The sequence below is a fragment of the Tessaracoccus sp. MC1865 genome (assembly GCF_017815535.1).
In the GTDB taxonomy this organism is placed as follows: Bacteria; Actinomycetota; Actinomycetes; order Propionibacteriales; family Propionibacteriaceae; genus Arachnia.
Window position 1 is genome coordinate 2150370 of sequence record NZ_CP072596.1, and the last position, 18625, is coordinate 2168994.

Consider the following 18625-nt stretch of genomic DNA (forward strand, 5'->3'; position numbering starts at 1 on the left):
ACTGACCGAAAACGGGTTGTCCACAGGGTCGGCAACGCGTGGTGATCCCGTGGACGGTTTGACCACAGTGGTGGTGCCAGCCCCCATCCCCCTTGGAGAAACAATGACGTGGCGTCCGCTCTGTACCGCCCTGATCGCGCTGTTCACCTTCGCGCTCATGATCCCCACCGCCTCCGCCCGTCCGCAGGACGGTCCCCTCACCGATTCGGGTCACATGGTGGCCCTTCCGGGCACCGGCACCAACTGGTACGGCGCCTACCACGTGGACAGGCAGACGGCCTACTGCGCGGACCTCATGGCGGACGGTCCCCGCAATGCCTCGTCCTGGGTACAGGCCCCGGCAGGCTACGTCCTCCGCAAGCAGAACCGGGCCAGCCACGGCACTCACGGCAACGGCAGCGCCGCGGCCACCGACCGTGAGTTGGCCGAACTGGCCTGGGTCCTCATGGCCACCGGACAGCAACCGGCGCCCGATATCGGTGCCGCGGTGGAGCACTTCGTGCGGCTACGGACCATCGACGGCGCACACCAGCAGGCCCGCGAGGAGCAGCGCTGGGGCGCCGTCGTCACGGCGCATCCGGGTGCGCGGGCCCAGTTCGACCGGCTCGAGAGAGAGGCACGGCTCTATGCCGGCCCCTACACTCTGGAGTTCAACTGGCAGGTCCGGCCATCGCGCACGTCCCCCACGGGGCACGTGATCGTGGCGGTCCGGAGCGCGGCTGGGGTGGCGGTCCCGCATCGTGCGTTCAGCGTCGCGGGAAGCGGCAACCTTCAGATCGTCGAGGCCCCCACGTCCACAGGGGAGGGCGGCGGCGCCCACGTGCGGGTTTCCCTCCCGTCCCCGGAGGAGTCCGCGGTGCGGGGCACCTTGTCGGTCCAGGTGCGGGGTCTGCCCGGCACCCGACCGAAGCTGTACCTCCCCCAACCGGCCACCGTGCAGCGCCTGCTCGCCGCTCCGGACCTGGTCAAACTGAACGACTCCGTGAGCGTGGAATTGAAGCCCGAGGTCTTCCGCCCCACGCTCACCACCAGGACCAGAGACGTCATCGCGCACAGCGGGGCACCGGCGGTCGACATCGTCACCCTGACGAAGGGCCGGCCCGGCGCGGAGTTCACCGGCACGAGTGCGCTGTACGGGCCGTTCGCCTCCATGGCGGAACTGACGTCGTCCTCGCGCGCAGACGCGCCCCTGGTGGACACCGCGACGTTCTCCGGCAGGTACGACGCCCATGGCAACGCGGAGGTTGCCACCAGCGAGCTCCGCTTCCCGGAGGCCGGCTACTACACCTGGGCGGAATCCCTGGACGCGCGGCCGACGGTGGTGCCGCCCGCTCCCCCTGCCTGGCCACAGCTGCCGGAGACCAGCGTGGTGCTGTATCCCGGCGTCACGTCAGAGCTGACCGCCGACGGGGCACGTGGCCCCGCGGAGGTCGGCGCGGAACTGGCGGACCGGATCGACATCGGCGGGGTCCCCCCCGGCCTGGAGGTACCCGGCAGCGATGAGCCCCTCAGCGTCAGCGTCTCCGGGAGGATCGCCGGCCCGGTGCCCGCTGTGCCGACGGCGTCCGGGGCCTCCTGCGAGGCTGCCGACTGGACGGATGCCGCCACCCTCGTCGAGTACGAAGACACGGCGTGGACAGGGGATTCGCTCCGCGGGTTGGCGCGCTCTTCTCCGGCGGAGCCGGGCTGTTACTCGGCAGAGGCGACGGTGACCATCAGGCACGGCACCGCCACTGTGAGCACCACCCGGCATCCGTTGGGCGTCCCGGAACAGACCATCCTCGTCACCCCTTCGCCCGGGCCCACCCCCGGACTGCCCTCCCCCACCCCGTCACCGACACCGTCGCCGACCCCGTCCCCCTCGCCCACACCGTCGGCGCCGCCGTCCCCGGAGCCCAAGCCGCACGCAGCCCCGCCGTCGGGATCTGCCACGCAGACCACCCACAGCCCGTTCCCTGCAGTCACCCGCACCCGGCCGGGTCTCCCCTCCACCGGACGCTGACGGATGCGCGCAGATCAGGGGTTGATCAGGGTCCGAACTCCAGACGCGCACCACGCGCCGTGGCAGGCTTGAGACATGCAGTTCATCGGCAGGCTCATCGTCACCGCACTCGCCACCGCCATCGCGGTCTGGCTGGTGCCCGGAATCACGCTGTCTTCACCCACCCTCACGGACAAGGTGCTCACGCTGCTGGGAGTTGCGATCGTCTTCGGCCTGGTCAACGGCATCGTCGCGCCACTCGTGAAGGGGCTGGGCACCTGTTTCATCGTGCTGACCCTCGGCCTCGCCCTGCTCGTCATCAACGCCCTCATGCTGATGCTCACCTCGTGGCTGGCGCGCCTCCTCGGCCTGGGATTCCAGGTCGACGGCTTCTGGCCCGCCTTCTGGGGAGCGATCGTGATCGCCATCGTCGGCGCCCTGTTCGGCGGGCTCCTCGGCAGCCGCAACAAGGACTGAGCCCGTTCCCCGGCATAGTGGAGCCGGTGAATTCACGGTATCTGCCCGCGATCGGGCTGGCGGTCATCAACTCGGCTGTGCAACTCGTCGGGGTACTCGCCTTCGGCTGGCCGGCCGGCAACATCTTCCTGCTGCTCTGGATTGAGAACCTGATCATCACGCTGGTCGCGATCGTCCGCATGGCCGGCGTTAACGGGGCGCCGGACGGCGACGGCAGGGCGAAGACGAACATCGCCACCCGGCTCCTGTTGGGCACCTTCGTCCACGGCGTGTTCAGCGGCATCCTGGCCGTCTGGAGCGGCGTCGAACTCACGCTCGCCATGTTCGCGGCGCCGTTCGTGCTGCTGGTGGTGCGCTACGCCGTAGAGACCGTCACCTGGTACGTGCGCGACGAGCGCCCCACCACTCTGTCGCAGGCCCATGGCTTCGCGGTGCGCCGGGTGGTCATGCTGCACTTCGCCATCATCGTGTGCTGGATGGTCATGGTGTTCGGCACGGTCCAGGAGCAGCTCAACGGACTGCCTTCGGGGCTTCCCCCTCTCCCGCTCCTGGCGCTCAGCGCACTTCTGGTGATCAAGACCATCGCGGAGGTCCGTGCCATCAGGCGCGGTCCCAACGCCGGCACATCCTGGAAGTTCCCCACCCACTGACCCCGAACAACACGTTGGCCCCCCCGTGAGGGGGCGGGCCAACGTATGTGAACGGTGCCTTACTTGGCGCGCTCGATGATCTCAACCAGACGCCAGCGCTTCTGCGCCGACAACGGGCGGGTCTCCATGACGCGGACGCGGTCGCCGATGCCGGCTTCGTTGTTCTCGTCATGGGCCTTCAGACGGGAGGTCTTGTTCATGACCTTGCCGTACAGCGGGTGCTTCACGCGATCCTCGACGACGACGACGATGGTCTTGTCCATCTTGTCGGAGGCGACGATGCCGGTGAGCACCTTGCGGCGGTTACGGTCCTCGACCACGGGGGTCTCGGAGGGGATGGTGGAATCAGTCATGGTCACTTCTCCTCAGCGGGCTCGTCCACGATGCCGAGGTTGCGTTCCTGCAGCACGGTGTAGATGCGGGCGATGTCCTTGCGGACGTTGCGCAGCCGGCTGCTCGACTCCAGCTGGCCGGTGGCCGCCTGGAACCGAAGACCGAACAGTTCCTCCTTGAGCTCAACTACCTTGGCGTTGAGCTGGTCACGCGACAGACCACGCAGGTCGTGTGCGGCGAGAGACTTACTCATCAGTTGTCACCTGCTTCGCGCTTGATGAAGCGTGCCTTGAAGGGCAGCTTGTGGATGGCCAGACGCATGGCCTCGCGGGCGACATCTTCAGTAACACCGGAGAGTTCGAAGATGACCCGACCGGGCTTGATGTTGGCGATCCACCACTCGGGGGAACCCTTGCCGGAACCCATGCGGGTTTCGGCCGGCTTCTTGGTCAGGGGGCGGTCCGGGTACACATTGATCCAGACCTTACCGCCACGCTTGATGTGACGGGTCATGGCGATACGAGCGGCCTCAATCTGACGGTTGGTCAGGTACGAGGGTTCGAGCGCCTGAATGCCGAAGTCACCGAAGGCGAGCTTGGTGCCGCCCTTGGATGCACCACTCCGCTTGGGGTGGTGCTGCTTACGGAACTTGACGCGACGAGGAATCAGCATGCTCAGGCTCCTGCGTTCTCAGTTGCGGGCGCAGCCTCAGCCTGGGCTGCGTCGGCGCGACGGCGACCGCCGCGCTCGGGACGGTCACCGCGACCTTCGCCGCGTGCCGGGCGACGGCCCGGACGCTGCTGACGGCCAGCGGGGGCGGCCTGACGGGCAGCCTTCTGAGCGGCGCGCTCGGCGCGGGTGCCGGCGACGTCGCCCTTGTAGATCCACACCTTCACGCCGATACGGCCGAACTGGGTGCGGGCCTCGTAGAAGCCGTAGTCGATGTCGGCGCGGAGGGTGTGCAGCGGCACCTGGCCGTCGCGGTAACCCTCGGAGCGGGACATTTCAGCGCCACCGAGACGACCGGAGCACTTGATGCGGATACCCTTGGCGCCCGCACGCATGGCGGTCTGCTGGGCACGACGCATGGCGCGACGGAAGGCGACACGGGCGCCGAGCTGTTCGGCGACACCCTGGGCGACGAGCTGCGCATCGATCTCGGGGTTCTTGACCTCGAGGATGTTCAGCTGGATCTGCTTGCCGGTCATCTTCTCGAGCTCAGCGCGCGTCTTCTCCGCCTCGGCGCCGTTACGGCCGATGACGATGCCCGGACGTGCGGCGTGCAGGAAGATGGTCACGCGCTCGGAACGACGCTCGATCTCGATCGACGAGATGCCGGCGCGCTCGAGGTTCTTCGTCAGAAACTCGCGGATCTTGACATCCTCGCCCACGAGCTCCGCGTACTGCTTGTCGCTGTACCAACGGGTCTTGTGGTCGGTGGTGATGCCCAGGCGGAAGCCATGCGGGTTGATCTTCTGGCCCATGACTCAGGCTCCCTTCGTCTCGCGGGGTTCGACAACCACGGTGATATGCGATCCACGCTTGAGGATGCGGCTGGCCGAACCCTTGGCGCGGGGGCGGATCCGTCGGAGGGTGACGCCCTCGTCGACGAATGCTTTGGAGATGTACAGGTCGTCAGACCGCAGGGCCTCAGCCGACTCCGCGTTGGCCACGGCCGAAGCCACAACCTTGAAGACCGGCTCGGAAGCGGCCTGCGGGGCGAACTTGAGGGCGACGAGGGCGTCCTTGACGTCCATGCCGCGTACCAGGTTGACGACGCGACGGACCTTCGTGGGGCTCATCCGGACGTGCCGCGCGATGGCGAACGAGCCAGGACGATCCCCGAGCAGGTTCTCGCGACGACGGCTGTTGCCGTTTTCGTTGCTCATTGTTGAATCAGTTCCTTATCTCGCGCCTCAGCGGCGACGGGCCTTCTTGTCGTCCTTCACGTGACCCCTGAAGGTACGCGTCGGTGCGAACTCGCCCAGCTTGTGACCGATCATGGACTCGGTGACGAACACCGGGACGTGCTTACGGCCGTCGTGCACCGCGATGGTGTGCCCGAGCATGTCGGGAATGATCATCGAACGGCGCGACCAGGTCTTGATGACGTTCTTGGTGCCCTTTTCGTTCTGAACGTCCACCTTCTTCTGCAGGTGGTCGTCGACGAAGGGGCCCTTCTTCAGGCTGCGTGGCATATTTCTTCAGGCTCCCTATCAGCGCTTCTTACCGGTCTTGCGACGGCGGACGATCAGGCGGTTGCTCGCCTTGTTCTTGCTGCGGGTGCGGCCTTCAGGCTTGCCCCACGGCGAAACCGGGTGACGGCCACCGGACGTGCGGCCTTCGCCGCCACCGTGCGGGTGGTCGTGCGGGTTCATGACAACACCGCGGACGGTCGGGCGGACGCCCTTCCAACGCTTGCGGCCTGCCTTGCCCCAGTCGATGTTGGACTGCTCGGCGTTGCCGACCGCACCGATGGTGGCGCGGCAGCGGACGTCGACCATGCGCATTTCACCCGACGGCATACGCAGCGTGGCGTACTTGCCTTCACGGGCGACCAACTGAATGGCGGAACCGGCGGAACGGCCCAGCTTGGCGCCGCCACCCGGACGCATCTCCACCGCGTGCACCGTGGTGCCGACGGGGATCTGACGCAGCTCCAGGTTGTTGCCCGGCTTGATGTCGGAGCCATCACCAGCGGAGATGACGACGCCCTGCTTGAGGCCGGCCGGCGCGATGATGTAGCGCTTCTCGCCGTCGGCGTAGTGCAGCAGCGCGATGCGAGCGGTGCGGTTGGGGTCGTACTCGATGTGAGCGACCTTGGCCGGTACGCCGTCCTTGTCGTAGCGCTTGAAGTCGATCAGGCGGTAGGCCTGCTTGTGTCCACCACCGATGTGACGGGTGGTGATACGACCGGAGTTGTTACGACCACCGGTCTTCGGCTTGGCGACGAGGAGCGACTTCTCCGGCGTGGAGCGGGTGAGCTCGACGAAATCGGACACACTCGAGCCGCGACGGCCCGGCGTAGTCGGCTTGTACTTACGGATACCCATGAAGTTTCTGTTCCTTCTCTAGTTCCGGTCAGCCAACCGGCCCGGCGAAGATGTCGATGCTCTGACCCTCGGCAACGGTGACGATCGCGCGCTTGGTGTCGGCGAGCTTTCCGGTGCCGTAGCGGGTGCGACGACGCTTGCCCTGACGGTTGAGGGTGTTCACGGACACGACCTTGACACCGAAGATGGCCTCAATGGCGATCTTGATCTCGGTCTTGTTCGCGTCGGGCGAGACGACAAAGGTGTACTTGCCGTCGTCGAGCAGGTTGTAGCTCTTCTCGCTCACCACGGGACGCAGGATGACGTCGCGGTGATCACGGATCTTCAGCGCTGTCGTCACTTGTCCTTCTCCTCAGTGTTGTCGGCCTTCTTGGCCTTCTTCGCCTTGGGTGCCTCTTCGACAGCGGCTTCCTCAGCGACGGGCTCTGCCACCGCGTAGTCCTCGTTCTTGTCCGCGACGAACGCGGCGAGAGCGGCGGAGGTGAACACGATCTTGTCGTTGGCCAGCACGTCGTAGGTGTTGAGCTGGTCAACCGCGATCAGGTGCAGCGACGGGACGTTGCGCAGGCTCAGCCAGGCGTTGTCCTCGAAACGGTCCAGGACGACGAGCGCCTTGCGGATGTCGCCGGCGACCTTGGTCAGGCCTGCGAGTGCCACCTTCGTCGACGGCTTGTCACCGGCGATCTCGGAGATGACGTAGACCTCGCCGTCACGGGCGCGGTCCGACAGGGCGCCACGGAGGGCGGCCGCAATCATCTTCTTGTTGGTGCGCTGGGCGTAGCTGCGCGGCGTGGGGCCGTGGACAACGCCACCGCCGGTCCAGATCGGGGAGCGACGCGAGCCGTGGCGGGCACGACCGGTGCCCTTCTGACGCCAGGGCTTTGCGCCACCGCCGCGAACCTCGCCGCGGGTCTTGGTGTCGTGCGTGCCCTGACGGGCCGCGGCCAGCTGGGCCACGACGACCTGGTGGATCAGGGGGATGTTGGTGTTCGCGTCGAACAGCGCGGCGGGGAGGTCAGCCTTACCGGCCTTCTTGCCCTTGGCGTCCATGACGTCGATGGTCAGATCGCTCATGCTGCGTCACCCTTCCTAGCTGCGGTGCGGACGACGACGAGGGACCCGTTGTTACCGGGAATGGCGCCGCGCACGATGAGCAGGCCACGTTCCGCGTCGACGGCGTGGATCTTCAGGTTCTGCACGGTCACCTTGGCGTTGCCCATGCGGCCCATCATGCGGGTGCCCTTGAAGACACGGCCGGGGGTGGCGCAGCCACCGATGGAGCCGGGGGCACGGTGCTTGCGGTGCACACCGTGAGAGGCCTTGAGGCCGGAGAAGCCGTGGCGCTTCATGACGCCCGCGGTGCCCTTGCCCTTGGTGGTGCCGGTGACATCGATGAACTCGCCGTCGGCGAAGAGTTCAGCGGTCAGTTCCTGACCGAGCTCGAACTCCGACGCGTCGGCGGTGCGGATCTCCAGCAGATGCTTGCGGGGCGTCACATCAGCCTTGGCGAAGTGGCCAGCGGCAGGCTTGGTCACGTGCTTGGCCTTGATGGCGCCGAAGCCGAGCTGCACGGCGTTGTAGCCGTCAACCTCGGGGGTGCGAACCTGGGTCACGACGCAAGGGCCGGCCTGGATCACGGTCACGGGGACGACCTTGTTGTTCTCGTCCCACAGCTGGGTCATGCCGAGCTTGGTGCCCAGGATGCCCTTCACGATTCGTTCACTCATTTCAGCAGACCTCACGGAAGCTTGATCTCGATGTCGACACCCGCAGGCAGGTCAAGACGCATCAGCGAATCGACTGTCTTCGGCGTGGGATCGAGGATGTCGATCAGACGCTTATGCGTGCGCATTTCGAAATGCTCACGGCTGTCCTTGTACTTGTGGGGCGAACGGATGACGCAGTACACGTTCTTCTCCGTCGGCAGCGGCACCGGGCCGGCCACCTTCGCACCCGTGCGAGTCACGGTGTCGACGATTTTGCGCGCCGAGCTGTCGATGACCTCATGGTCATACGCCCGCAGCCTGATGCGGATCTTTTGTCCAGCCACAGTCGTTCCTAACTTCTCTTGCCCTTTGGAAATTTCAAGTTCCTGCGGGGTAAAACCCCTTGTCACTCCGTACCACGCGGCCGGGAGTGTCGGCCATTTCGTCTCAACTCAAGGGGCCCTCCCAGGAGGGTGAACCTCATTGATTTGCGCCGCCCGGACCCAGTGATGGATCCAGCTGCCCGACTCCGTTCCAGAGATGTCCCGCAGCGCAGACACGCCACCGAACTCCTCGCGGAGCAACCTGACTATTTAAGCACGCCTCCGGGACACGTCCAAATCGGGGTGTCCGAAACGCTCCGGGTCTGTGCGGCGCTCCCCGCACAGACCCGGTGACGCCCCGCGGAGCGTCAGAGGTGGAAGCGCAACGCCCACTGCGCGGCGCGCGGACGCAGTTGGTACTCAGGCCGGACGTCGGGCCCACAGGACCGGCCGCCGAGGCCCTGCTGCTGGGCGTCCAGGTACAGATGGGTACCCGACGACGGGGGCAGCTCGTGGGGATGCGTGGCAGCCGTGACCTGGTGGACGTCGTGCGCCCGCAGGGTGAAGCCGGGCAGTTCGCCGGCCACCGGTTCCGCGGAGACGGACATCCCCAGCTCCGGCAGCGTCAGTTCCCGCAGGTCGCTGCGATGGCCGCTCTCCTGCGGGACCGCGTAGTCGACGACGAGGTCCTCGATCGCCGAGTCGAACCGGCCGACATAGGCCGCCGCGCGGGAATCGGCATAGTTCTCCGCCGGGCCGGTACCGAACCACTCGGCTCGCTGCAGCCCCTCTGGAAGGGTGAGGTGCAGGCCCACGCGGGGCCAAGCGCCCGTCCACCCCGCCGTCGGCAGGGCGGAGGCATCCAAACGGAGGCCGTGGTCGTCCAACGTCCAGACCAGTTCGACGGTGACCGCCTGTTGAGTGGCGGCCGGGGCGTAGCGGTGCAGCACGGTCACGGACCCGGGCGCGGTGCGCACGGCGACGACGCGCCGCTGCAGCCTGTCGAGACCGGCGGCGCGCCACTGCTTCTCCCAGGCGGGCCCGTCCGTGACGCCATGGCGGGCGACGGCGGGCTCCTCCTCCGAGTAGGAGTGGAAGCCGTCCAACCGGTCGTTCTCGGTGGGGGCGCGCCACAGCTCGAGGCGTGGGCCCGCCACGTCGTGGCCACGGATGGACAGGAGGTCTCCGGTGCGCGCGTCGAAGCGCCCGGGGCCCAGCGTCAGCACGCCGTCCTCCTCCGAGGGGAGATCTGCCGAGACGAGCGGGCGCAGGGTAGCCGGCGCGTCGGCGAGCAGGACCTGGCCGCGGCTCACCACGTGGCCCTCCCCCGCCCACCCGTTGTCGCCGACCAGCACGGCCTCGATGGTGCGCCAGAGTTCCCCGTCGCGCGGCTCGAAGCCGGGCAACGAGACGACCGCGAGGGCGCCCGGGGCAAGCGCGTCTACCTTCAGCTCGCCGGAGCCGATCTGGCGCCCGTCGAGTTCGTCGCGCCAGACGAACCGCAGGTCCGCTGTGTCGCCGTCGTGGCGGCGGTTCTCGATCCACACCTCGCCCGCGGTGACGTGCAGCTTGATGGGTGTGATGACGGCCGCGTACTCGGCGAGCATCGGGCTGGGGGTGCCGTCGGAGAGCAACATGCCGTCGGTCACGAACGAGCCGTCGTGGAGGGGCTCGCCGAAGTCGCCGCCGTAGCCGAAGAACTCCTGCCCGTCAGCGGTGCGGGTGCGCAGACCGTGGTCGCGCCACTCCCAGACGAAGCCACCGTGCCACTGCGGGAGCTTGTCGAACAGTTCCTCGTAATCCGCCAGCCCGCCCGCCCCGTTGCCCATGGCGTGCGCGTATTCGCACAGGATCATCGGCCTCGCGGCGAGCGCCGCGGCTCGCCCCGGCGAGCCGAACCGGTTGTGTCCGAGGCCCGCGGACAGGTCCTCCATCTCTTCGAGCGAGGGGTACATCCGAGAGACGACATCGGTGTAGCGGCCCTCGAAGTCGGGCTCATAGTGCACGGGGCGTTCGGGATCCCGACGGCGGAGCCACGACGCCATCGCCGCGGCGTTCTGGCCGGTCCAGGACTCGTTGCCCAACGACCAGGCGATGATCGACGGGTGGTTCTTGTCGCGCTCGAAGAACCGCTCGATGCGGTCGAGGAGTGCAGCACGCCACCGTGGGTCGTCCGTGGGGTTGTCGACCCACCCGTCCATTTCGAAGCCGTGCGTCTCCAGGTCGTTCTCCGCGATCACCCACAGGCCGATCTCGTCGGCCAGGTCCAGCAGCCGCGGGTGCGGTGGGTAGTGCGCGGTGCGCAGCGCGTTGATGTTGTGCCTCTTCATGAGGCGGAACTGCTCGCGTACGACGTCCTCGTCGAAGACGCGGCCGTGGTCCGGGTCGTAGTCGTGGCGGTTGACGCCGCGCAGCCGGAGCTTGCGGCCGTTGACGCGCCACTCGTGCCCGACGATCTCGATGCGGCGGAAGCCGACGCGGAGGCTGCGGGTCTCGGCGTCGTTGGTGACCTCGGCGTCGTACAGGGCGGGGCGGTCGGCACTCCAGGGGGACACCTCCCCCACCTCGATGACGGCCACGTCCCGGGCCGAGGCGAAGGTGGTCTCCACCCCCAGCTCCGCGACACGCACGGTGATCGGGTAGGCGGCGTCGGCGCACCGCAGTTCGGGGAGGAGACGGCCATGACCGGAGGCAGGGTCGTAGTCGGCCCGGAGCCACACGTCGTCGATCCCCGCCGCAGGACGCGCCAGCACGGCGACCGGGCGGAAGATGCCCGGCAGCCACCACTGGTCCTGGTCCTCCAGGTAGCTGGCTGCGGACCACTGGTGCACACGCACGTGCAGCACGTTGACGCCGGGCCGGGCCTGTTGCGTGACGTCGAGTTCCTGGGTGAGGCGGCTGCCGCGGACGACGCCTACCTCTACCCCGTTCAGCGACACGATCGCCAGCGACTCGACGCCATCGAAGCGGAGGTAAACCCGTTCGCCGAAGACCTCCTCGAGCTCGAACGTGGTGCGGTAGTCGCCGGTGGGGTTCTCGTCGGGCACGAACGGCGGGTCCACCGGGAAGGGGTAGTTGATATTCGTGTAGGCCGGCCTGCCCCACTCCTCACGCCCCTGCAGCACCCAGTGCGAGGGCACCGCGATGCTGTCCCAGCCCGAGTCGTCGAAGTCGACCGCCGCGGCACCCTCCGGCGCCAGGTCCTGGCGGGCGGCGAAGTGGAACTTCCAGGTGCCGCTGAGGTCGAGCTCAGCCGCCGTCGACGCGATGCGCGCGCGCGGCTGTACGCGCTCGCCTGATCCGGGGGAATACGACGTGATCTCGGACATGCAGGACCTCTCGGTGCCGGGTGGGAGGGGGCAAATCCACCTTAGTGCCCGGCTCGGGAAGGACCAGTGGACACCGGGAGGCGCGGACAAATGCTCAGCGTGTGGGCTCACTTTGTGAGGCGCGACCGGACAAGGCCCAGAGAAAGGCCCGGGCGACCCTGGGCCGAGCGCTGAAGGCTTGGGTGCCGGATGCCTGCGTTGGGAAAGGCCCGATTTCAGTGCTGGATGTGGCGCCGAGGACGGCAACAAACCCGGCAGTGAAGCAAGCCCTTGCCGCCCTGTGTGACCCTGCATCGATCCGACTGCGCAAACTCGGGCCATCAAAGCACCCGGTTCCGGGTCTTCTCCGCAAACGGAACCCAAGTGCGCAATCGCCCCGCGCACATCGCCGCTGCGGCGCGGGCAATCGGCACAGCGGGCTGAACCCCCCGTCGCGACGCAGAAGCTAGGCTGGGCGCGACGCTTCTGATCAAGGGGGATCATCGTGTCCGAGTTGGCCGAAACCATCCAGTTCCTCGCGGCCCGCGAGCCCTGGTCGCTGCTGAGCGCCCAACAGATCGAGTCCTTCGCGCGCCGCGCCGTGGGGCAGTACGTCCGACGCGGAGACGTGGTGCTCGCGGCGGGGCAGGCGCCCCTGGCGATGTTCGTGGTGCGGTCGGGAGCCGTCGAGATCATCGACGCCAACGGTGTGCTGATCGACCATGACGAACAGGGCGACTGCTTCGGCCAGTCGTCGATCCTCGAGGAGCGGCCCTCCCGGTTCACGTTCACGGCCATCGAGGATTCGCTGCTGTGGTCGTTCGCCCCGGAGGTGGTGCGGGAACTGGTGGCCTTTCCTGAGGTGAGGCGCTTCTTCACCGAGGCCAGGCTGGGTGACGCGACGCGCCATGTGCCGGAGGGTGGGCCGGTGCTGCAGGTGCCGGTGCGCGAGATGCTCACCCGCTCCCCCATCACCATCGACCTGGGCCACACCGTCCGGCAGGCCGCCCTCGCCATGACCGAACACCGCGTGAGCGCCATCATCGTGACCAGCGGCGACGGCGACCTGGCCGGCATCCTCACCGACCGCGACCTGCGTCGCGTGGTGGCCGACGGGATCGAGGTGGACAGCCCTTTGTCTGCGGTGATGAGCCACACCCCGTTCACGATCGGCGCGGATGCGCTGGCGCTCGACGTGCTGCTGTCCCTCGTCCAGCACAAGATCCACCACCTCCCCGTGCTCGAGGACGACAAGGTGCTGGGGATGGTGACCTCCGGCGACCTCATGCGTCTGGAGCGCTCCAGCCCCCTGTACATGGTGGGCGACCTGGCCAGACAGCACGATGTCGCCGGGTTGGTGAAGGTGATGGGCAGGATCCCGAACCTGGTGGGCAGACTGCTGCGCCAGGACGCCACCGCCGAGGACATCACGCGCATCATCAGCCGCACCACCGAGGCGCTGGCCCAGCGCATCGCCGAGATGGGCGAGGCCGAGCTGGGCGCGCCCCCGGTGCCCTACGCCTGGGTGGCGCTCGGCTCGTTGGCCCGGCAGGAGCAGGCGTTGGGCTCGGACCAGGACCACGCCTTCATCCTCAGCGACGACGCGCTACCGGAGCACGACGAGTACTTCGCGGCGCTGGCCGAGTACTGCACCGCCGCCCTGGTGGAGTGCGGTTTCCCGCGCTGCCGGGGAGAGGCGATGGCCACCAACCCGCGGTGGCGGATGCCGCTGCGCGAGTGGCAGCGCACCTTCTCGAACTGGCTGGCCGCCCCGACGTCGGAAGCGGTGCTGAACTCGTCCATCTTCTTCGACATGCGGCCCCTCCACGGCGACCACACGCTCTACACCGCGCTCCAGCAGCGCGTGCTGCGGGCCGCCCCGGAATCCACCCGCTTCCTCGGCCACCTGGCCAAGCACGCCAACGCGGCCGAGGTCCCCGTCGGGTTCCTCCGCGGTTTCGTCGTGGAGAAGCGTGGCCAGCACCGCGACCGGCTCGACATCAAGCTGGGCGGCATCAACCCCATCGTCGACGTGGCCCGGATCTACGCGTTGCGCTGGGGGTTGCCGCAGGTCAGCACCCGCGCCCGGCTCGCCGCCGCTGCCGAGCACGGCGCAGAGGTGGAGAACCTGCTCGATGCCCACGAGTTCCTCGGCTACATCCGGCTGCAGCACCAGGGCCGACAGGTGGCCGCCGGCAGCGAACCCGACAACCACGTCAACCCCGAGGACCTGTCCGACTTCGAACGCAGATCGCTGCGCGAGGCGTTCGTGATCGTCGGCAAGGCGCAGGCGGCGCTCAACGTGGCGTTCCAGACGCAGTTCATCTCATGAGGTGGTGGTCCCTCAGGCGTGGCAACGCCGGGCTGTCCGACAAGGTCCCCGACGGCGGGCTCAGGCGCTACCTGCAGACCGAGCCGCCGCCGCGGGACACGCCCATCGACCAGGTGCCCCTCCTCGCGGTGGACTTCGAGACCACGGGTCTGGTTCCGGGCACCGACAAGGTCATCTCGGTGGGCATGGTCGACGTGGACGGCCTGCGCATCCCCATGGGCAGCGCCACCAACTACCTCGTCAACCCCGGGGAGGGCGTGGGTCAGTCCGCGATCATCCACCAGCTCACCGACGACGAGGTGCTCGCGCACGGCGTGACCACCGAGGAGGCCCTCGACCGGCTGTTCCACCGCCTCGCCGGGCGGGTGCTGCTCGCGCACCACGCGACGATCGAGGTGGGGTTCATCGCCGCAGCGGTCAAGCGCGTTTACGACGTGAGTATCACCCTGCGCGCCGTCGACACCCTCGGGCTCGGGCTGCGGGCGCTCGGCATGGACGAAGACCATCCGCGCGACGCGCTGCGCCTCTGGAAGCTCCGCCGAAGGGCCGGACTGCCGAGCTACAAGGGCCATGACGCTGTCGTGGACGCCCTCGCCTGCGCTGAGTTGTACCTGGCGCTGGCCCAGGAGTTGCAGCTCCGGGATCTGGGCGCGGCCCTGCGCCTCTCCTGACGCCGACGGCGGGTCAAGCGGACACGCGGGTGCTTTGCAAGGTGGGGTTGGGGGGTTAAAGTCGGGCCCCGTATGTCCTCCTCGGCTCTCGACCACCTCTCCCCCGCCTTCCCCCAGCGCGCCGCCTGGGGCACTGCGTCGTCCCTGCGCGCCTGGCAGCAGGAGGCACTGGACCAGTACGAGCGGGACCAGCCGAGGGACTTCCTCTGTGTCGCCACGCCCGGCGCAGGCAAGACCACCTTCGCCCTGCGCGTCGCCCTCACGCTGCTGCAGACCCGGCGGGTCCGGCGGATCGTCGTGGTGACACCCACTGAGCACCTGAAGGTCCAGTGGGCCGACGCCGCGGCCCGCGTCGGCATCCAGCTCGACCCGGGGCTCGGTGGCTCCTCGAAGCGGGGACGCTCGCGCGAGTTCCACGGCTCCGCGGTCACCTACGCCGGCGTGGCCGCCCGCTCCTACGTCTACGAGGCGCTCTGCCACTCGCAGGAGACGTTGGTGATCTTCGACGAGATCCACCACGCCGGCGACTCCAGGAGCTGGGGCGAGGCCATCGTCTACGCCTTCAAGGCCGCAGCCCGCCGCCTGTCGCTGACCGGTACCCCGTTCCGCTCAGACGAGAACCCGATTCCGTTCGTGGCCTACGACGAGCTCGCCCCGGGTGTGAAGCAGTCGCGGGCGGATTACACCTACGGATACGCCGAGGCGCTGGCGGATTCCGTGGTGCGCCCCGTCATCTTCATGAATTACGGCGGGCCCATGCGGTGGCGGACCAAGTCCGGCGACGAACTCGAGCTCGACCTGGGCGTGCCCACCACCAAGGACCTCACCGCCCACGCGTGGCGCACCGCGCTGTCGCCCACCGGCGAGTGGATCTCCGCGGTGCTGCGCGCTGCAGACAAGCGGCTCACCGAGGTGCGGCGGCATCTGCCTGATGCGGGCGGCCTCGTGATCGCCACCAACCAGACCACAGCCCGGGCCTACGCTCGGCTGCTCACCGAGATCACCGGGGCCAAACCGACGGTCGTGCTCTCCGACGACACCAAGGCCAGCGGCAAGATCGACGACTTCTCGGCCTCCGAGGACCGCTGGATGGTGGCGGTCCGGATGGTGTCCGAGGGCGTCGACGTGCCGCGGCTCGCCGTCGGCGTTTACGCCACGGCCACCTCCACCCCCCTGTTCTTCGCGCAGGCCGTGGGGCGCTTCGTGCGTTCACGCCGCAAGGGCGAGGTGGCCACCGTCTTCCTTCCCACCGTCCCCGTGCTCTTGGCGCACGCCGCCACGTTGGAGAAGCAGCGCGACCACGTGCTGGGGCGCCCCAAGACCGACGAGACGGACATCTGGGCGGAGACCGAGGCGCTCATGGAGGCCGCGAACCGCTCGGAGTCGGCCTCCGACGACCTGTTCGGCGAGTTCGAGGCGCTCGAATCCAAGGCGACCTTCGACCACGTCCTCTTCGATTCCCAGGCCTTCGGCATGCATGTGGAGCCCACCAGCCAGGACGAGGCCGATTACCTGGGCCTGCCCGGCCTGCTCGACGCGGGCCAGGTCAGCCAACTCCTCGCGGAACGGCAGCGCCGCCAGATGCGCCGCCGCGAACGCGAGGACACCAAGGCGGAGCCGGAGGTTGCGCTCCACCGGGCCATGGCCTCGAAGCGCAAGGAACTCAACTCGCTGGTCAGCCAGTACGCCCGGCTCAAGGGGGTCCCCCACAGCCACGTGCATGCGGACCTCCGTCGGGAGTGCGGGGGCCCGCCGCTGGCCAAGGCCTCGCAGGCGGAGGTGGAGGAACGCGTCCGCTCCATCCGCGCCTGGCTCCGCGGCTGACTGGTTGACCGGCGCCCCCCGCCCACCCACTTGCCGGGGCGTGCCGAAACCCGCCCCCGCTAAGCTTGCGTGCATGTCATGGCCGGCCGTCCCCCTGCGCGCGACGCTGGGCGATTGGGCCGGCAGGACCATCGCCATCGGCGGCAAGGGCGACCTGAACACCCCCACCACTGCGCTCCTGCAGATCGGCACGGTCCGGCGCGACGGGCAGGTGCGCGTGGCCTACGTCGACATGGCGCACCAGAAGCTCGATCCGCCCGACGAGGTGTTCCTCCCCGCCGACCTCACGATCAGCGAGGCCGTCCTCGGCCTGGCCCACGTGCGCCCGGACCGCGCGGCCCTGCCGCCCAGGGTGAAGGGCCTCGGGGAGCGGACGAAGCGTCGCGGCATTCAGGCCCTCGGCGCGGTGACCGGCGTCGTCATCGTCTTGGCCATGGTCCTCCAGCTGCCCGAGTTGTACATGGTCGCCGCCATCAACGTGATGGCCGGCGGCGTCACGCTCATGCTGCCCAAGTCCTGGCAGACGGGCATCAAGCCGCGGGTCATCGACGGGTCGCGCGAGGTGTTCGCGTCCGGGGTCTACGCCCAGCTCACCGTCGACGAGACCGCGGCGGACCCTGCGCGGCTGAGCCCCCGCAGCCGCGTGGACCTGGTGAAGGAGCGCCTCGGCGCCCTGCGGGGCGACATCGTCTACCGCATCGAGAACTCCGCACTGTTCGACGCAGCGGTGCCGCAGACGCAACGCCTGGAGCTGGCGCTGATGGCGTGGGACGAGATGTCGCCGGACGTCGCCGCGCTCGCCACTGAGGTGGAGGCCGCGTTCGACGACGCCCGCCGCCACGCCGAGGAGCTCGGCCTCGATCACCTGCCCGAGACCGCCCGCGACTCCGGCCGGCGCGCGGCCCGGGCGGCGCACGCCGCCCTGCACGGCGACACCGAGGGCGAGCGCGAGACGGCCCGCCGTCGGGTCGCGGACATCCTTTCCTCCCTGACCCTCTACTACCTCCCGCCAGTAGACCCGTCGACGCCCAGCCTCATCGGCCAGCGCAAGCAGATCGAGCCGAGATGATCCCCTGGGCCCCGATCCAGCCGGACATCCCCCTGAGCGATCTCTGGGGCCGGAGCTGCTTCGCGGACGCCGCCGACGGCAGGGCGATCCTCATGACCATCTCCCTCCCACCGGCGCCACCGGCGCACGCGCGCCGGGTCGACCCCACGACCCCCCGTCGTCGCGACGAACGAATCTGGGTGAGAACGCACGCCAGCTTCGGCCTCCCCCGCCAGCGCGATGAGCTGCTGCCCGACTACCTGCCCGTCGCGGGGGTGTGCATCCCGCGCGGCCTGGTGCCTCGTCGGATCGTCGCGGTGCCCGCCCCGGACTGGCCGCTGCGCGGAGCCCCGCGGATCCCCATCCCGGACGGCGCGGCGCTCCCCTTCAAGGAACTGGTGCGCCACGGCCCACCCGCCTCAGCCCGGCTGCAGGGCGCGCTGGCGATGGCCGACGATGTCAAGACCACCTTCGGCCGCATGCTCATGGACGTGGCCTACCGCATCGAGCAGGCGGCGCTCTTCGATCCCGCCGTCCCTACCACCCGGTCCTTCGACAACGCCCTGGCCGTGTGGGACGAGCTCGACGCCACATCGGCCAGCGAGGACGACGTGGTACGCCTCGCGGGCACCCTCAAGCTGGCATTCCAGACCGCCCGCGCCCATGCCGAGACGGTGGGCATCGACCACCTCCCGGCCACCGCCAAGGCGGATGCCCGCCGGGCAGCAAGCGCGGCGCGGCTGGCCGCCGGAGCGAAGACCGACGGCGAACGCGCCGCCGCGCAGGGGCAGGTCGTGCGGATCCTGCGCTCGCTCGCGCTCTACTACCTGCCAGACCCGGAGCACGTGCCGCGCCAACTCACGCAGGGCCGATCATGAACCCGCCCGTCCCGTCCTGGCTCCCCTGAGCAGACCCGCGC

Annotated in this window: 20 protein-coding genes; 8 read left to right on the forward strand and 12 right to left on the reverse strand. The window is 68.7% G+C overall.

The window, feature by feature from the left end:
• Positions 1-103 precede the first annotated feature (103 nt).
• From J7D54_RS10050 to J7D54_RS10060, 3 genes are all read left to right on the forward strand, one after another.
• Positions 104-2002, forward strand: a complete 1899-nt coding sequence (locus tag J7D54_RS10050) for a hypothetical protein (protein WP_182763780.1) — start codon at positions 104-106, stop codon at positions 2000-2002.
• A 75-nt stretch (positions 2003-2077) separates the two neighbouring features.
• A complete protein-coding gene (locus J7D54_RS10055; protein WP_076060654.1) occupies positions 2078-2458 on the forward strand; it encodes a phage holin family protein in 381 nt (126 codons plus the stop codon).
• 26 nt (positions 2459-2484) lie between these two features.
• On the forward strand, positions 2485-3108 hold the full coding sequence (locus tag J7D54_RS10060) for a DUF6498-containing protein (RefSeq protein WP_182763781.1): 624 nt from the start codon (positions 2485-2487) through the stop codon (positions 3106-3108).
• 59 nt (positions 3109-3167) lie between these two features.
• Here J7D54_RS10060 and rpsQ read toward each other — a convergent pair whose 3' ends face one another.
• The 12 genes from rpsQ to J7D54_RS10120 all read right to left on the reverse strand — a co-directional run bounded on the left by rpsQ (position 3168) and on the right by J7D54_RS10120 (position 11852).
• A complete protein-coding gene (rpsQ, locus tag J7D54_RS10065; protein WP_182763782.1) occupies positions 3168-3461 on the reverse strand; it encodes a 30S ribosomal protein S17 in 294 nt (97 codons plus the stop codon).
• 2 nt (positions 3462-3463) lie between these two features.
• Positions 3464-3694: a 50S ribosomal protein L29 gene (rpmC, locus tag J7D54_RS10070; protein WP_076060659.1), complete on the reverse strand. Its 231-nt coding sequence runs from the start codon at positions 3692-3694 to the stop codon at positions 3464-3466.
• Positions 3694-4113: a 50S ribosomal protein L16 gene (gene rplP, locus J7D54_RS10075; RefSeq protein ID WP_076060661.1), complete on the reverse strand. Its 420-nt coding sequence runs from the start codon at positions 4111-4113 to the stop codon at positions 3694-3696. The genes rpmC and rplP overlap by 1 nt, the downstream gene beginning before the upstream one ends.
• 2 nt (positions 4114-4115) lie before the next feature.
• Positions 4116-4925, reverse strand: a complete 810-nt coding sequence (gene rpsC / locus J7D54_RS10080) for a 30S ribosomal protein S3 (RefSeq protein WP_076060663.1) — start codon at positions 4923-4925, stop codon at positions 4116-4118.
• A 3-nt stretch (positions 4926-4928) separates the two neighbouring features.
• Positions 4929-5330 carry a 50S ribosomal protein L22 gene (rplV, locus tag J7D54_RS10085; protein ID WP_076060665.1) on the reverse strand — a complete coding sequence of 134 codons (402 nt, stop codon included), beginning with the start codon at positions 5328-5330 and terminating at the stop codon, positions 4929-4931.
• A 27-nt stretch (positions 5331-5357) separates the two neighbouring features.
• A complete protein-coding gene (rpsS, locus tag J7D54_RS10090; RefSeq protein WP_076060668.1) occupies positions 5358-5639 on the reverse strand; it encodes a 30S ribosomal protein S19 in 282 nt (93 codons plus the stop codon).
• 18 nt (positions 5640-5657) lie between these two features.
• Entirely contained in the window at positions 5658-6494 is an 837-nt protein-coding gene (rplB, locus tag J7D54_RS10095; RefSeq protein ID WP_182763783.1) for a 50S ribosomal protein L2, read from the reverse strand.
• Between the two features lie 28 nt (positions 6495-6522).
• Positions 6523-6834 carry a 50S ribosomal protein L23 gene (rplW, locus tag J7D54_RS10100; protein ID WP_182763784.1) on the reverse strand — a complete coding sequence of 104 codons (312 nt, stop codon included), beginning with the start codon at positions 6832-6834 and terminating at the stop codon, positions 6523-6525.
• Positions 6831-7568, reverse strand: a complete 738-nt coding sequence (gene rplD, locus J7D54_RS10105) for a 50S ribosomal protein L4 (protein ID WP_076060672.1) — start codon at positions 7566-7568, stop codon at positions 6831-6833. The genes rplW and rplD overlap by 4 nt, the downstream gene beginning before the upstream one ends.
• A complete protein-coding gene (rplC, locus tag J7D54_RS10110; RefSeq protein ID WP_076060674.1) occupies positions 7565-8221 on the reverse strand; it encodes a 50S ribosomal protein L3 in 657 nt (218 codons plus the stop codon). The genes rplD and rplC overlap by 4 nt, the downstream gene beginning before the upstream one ends.
• Before the next feature lie 11 nt (positions 8222-8232).
• Positions 8233-8544, reverse strand: coding sequence for a 30S ribosomal protein S10 (gene rpsJ / locus J7D54_RS10115; protein WP_040284687.1), 312 nt, complete (start codon positions 8542-8544; stop codon positions 8233-8235).
• Positions 8545-8891: 347 nt separating this feature from the next.
• Positions 8892-11852, reverse strand: coding sequence for a glycoside hydrolase family 2 TIM barrel-domain containing protein (locus tag J7D54_RS10120; protein WP_182763785.1), 2961 nt, complete (start codon positions 11850-11852; stop codon positions 8892-8894).
• A 484-nt stretch (positions 11853-12336) separates the two neighbouring features.
• Between J7D54_RS10120 and J7D54_RS10125 the strand changes: the two genes are divergently transcribed.
• The 5 genes from J7D54_RS10125 (at position 12337) to J7D54_RS10145 (ending at position 18584) form a co-directional block, all read left to right on the forward strand.
• Positions 12337-14163: a DUF294 nucleotidyltransferase-like domain-containing protein gene (locus J7D54_RS10125; protein ID WP_182763786.1), complete on the forward strand. Its 1827-nt coding sequence runs from the start codon at positions 12337-12339 to the stop codon at positions 14161-14163.
• Positions 14160-14834 (forward strand): exonuclease domain-containing protein, encoded by a 675-nt coding sequence (locus J7D54_RS10130; RefSeq protein WP_182763787.1) that lies wholly within the window; start codon positions 14160-14162, stop codon positions 14832-14834. Before J7D54_RS10125 ends, J7D54_RS10130 begins: the two co-directional genes overlap by 4 nt.
• A 72-nt stretch (positions 14835-14906) precedes the next feature.
• Positions 14907-16658 (forward strand): DEAD/DEAH box helicase, encoded by a 1752-nt coding sequence (locus J7D54_RS10135; protein WP_182763788.1) that lies wholly within the window; start codon positions 14907-14909, stop codon positions 16656-16658.
• A 73-nt stretch (positions 16659-16731) separates the two neighbouring features.
• Positions 16732-17727, forward strand: coding sequence for a hypothetical protein (locus tag J7D54_RS10140; RefSeq protein WP_076060688.1), 996 nt, complete (start codon positions 16732-16734; stop codon positions 17725-17727).
• The gene (locus J7D54_RS10145; RefSeq protein ID WP_182763789.1) at positions 17724-18584 is read left to right on the forward strand and encodes a hypothetical protein; all 861 of its coding nucleotides are present in this window, start codon (positions 17724-17726) and stop codon (positions 18582-18584) included. The genes J7D54_RS10140 and J7D54_RS10145 overlap by 4 nt, the downstream gene beginning before the upstream one ends.
• Positions 18585-18625 lie beyond the last annotated feature (41 nt).

What these genes read in the sequence shown, in the direction of transcription:
- J7D54_RS10050 (WP_182763780.1), top strand. Translation starts at nt 104, where the DNA reads ATGACGTGGCGTCCGCTCTGTACCGCCCTGATCGCGCTGTTCACCTTC.
- J7D54_RS10055 (WP_076060654.1), top strand. Translation starts at nt 2,078, where the DNA reads ATGCAGTTCATCGGCAGGCTCATCGTCACCGCACTCGCCACCGCCATC.
- rpsQ (WP_182763782.1), bottom strand. Translation starts at nt 3,461, where the DNA reads ATGACTGATTCCACCATCCCCTCCGAGACCCCCGTGGTCGAGGACCGT.
- rpmC (WP_076060659.1), bottom strand. Translation starts at nt 3,694, where the DNA reads ATGAGTAAGTCTCTCGCCGCACACGACCTGCGTGGTCTGTCGCGTGAC.
- rplP (WP_076060661.1), bottom strand. Translation starts at nt 4,113, where the DNA reads ATGCTGATTCCTCGTCGCGTCAAGTTCCGTAAGCAGCACCACCCCAAG.
- rpsC (WP_076060663.1), bottom strand. Translation starts at nt 4,925, where the DNA reads ATGGGCCAGAAGATCAACCCGCATGGCTTCCGCCTGGGCATCACCACC.
- rplV (WP_076060665.1), bottom strand. Translation starts at nt 5,330, where the DNA reads ATGAGCAACGAAAACGGCAACAGCCGTCGTCGCGAGAACCTGCTCGGG.
- rpsS (WP_076060668.1), bottom strand. Translation starts at nt 5,639, where the DNA reads ATGCCACGCAGCCTGAAGAAGGGCCCCTTCGTCGACGACCACCTGCAG.
- rplB (WP_182763783.1), bottom strand. Translation starts at nt 6,494, where the DNA reads ATGGGTATCCGTAAGTACAAGCCGACTACGCCGGGCCGTCGCGGCTCG.
- rplD (WP_076060672.1), bottom strand. Translation starts at nt 7,568, where the DNA reads ATGAGCGATCTGACCATCGACGTCATGGACGCCAAGGGCAAGAAGGCC.
- rplC (WP_076060674.1), bottom strand. Translation starts at nt 8,221, where the DNA reads ATGAGTGAACGAATCGTGAAGGGCATCCTGGGCACCAAGCTCGGCATG.
- J7D54_RS10120 (WP_182763785.1), bottom strand. Translation starts at nt 11,852, where the DNA reads ATGTCCGAGATCACGTCGTATTCCCCCGGATCAGGCGAGCGCGTACAG.
- J7D54_RS10130 (WP_182763787.1), top strand. Translation starts at nt 14,160, where the DNA reads ATGAGGTGGTGGTCCCTCAGGCGTGGCAACGCCGGGCTGTCCGACAAG.
- J7D54_RS10135 (WP_182763788.1), top strand. Translation starts at nt 14,907, where the DNA reads ATGTCCTCCTCGGCTCTCGACCACCTCTCCCCCGCCTTCCCCCAGCGC.
- J7D54_RS10140 (WP_076060688.1), top strand. Translation starts at nt 16,732, where the DNA reads ATGTCATGGCCGGCCGTCCCCCTGCGCGCGACGCTGGGCGATTGGGCC.
- J7D54_RS10145 (WP_182763789.1), top strand. Translation starts at nt 17,724, where the DNA reads ATGATCCCCTGGGCCCCGATCCAGCCGGACATCCCCCTGAGCGATCTC.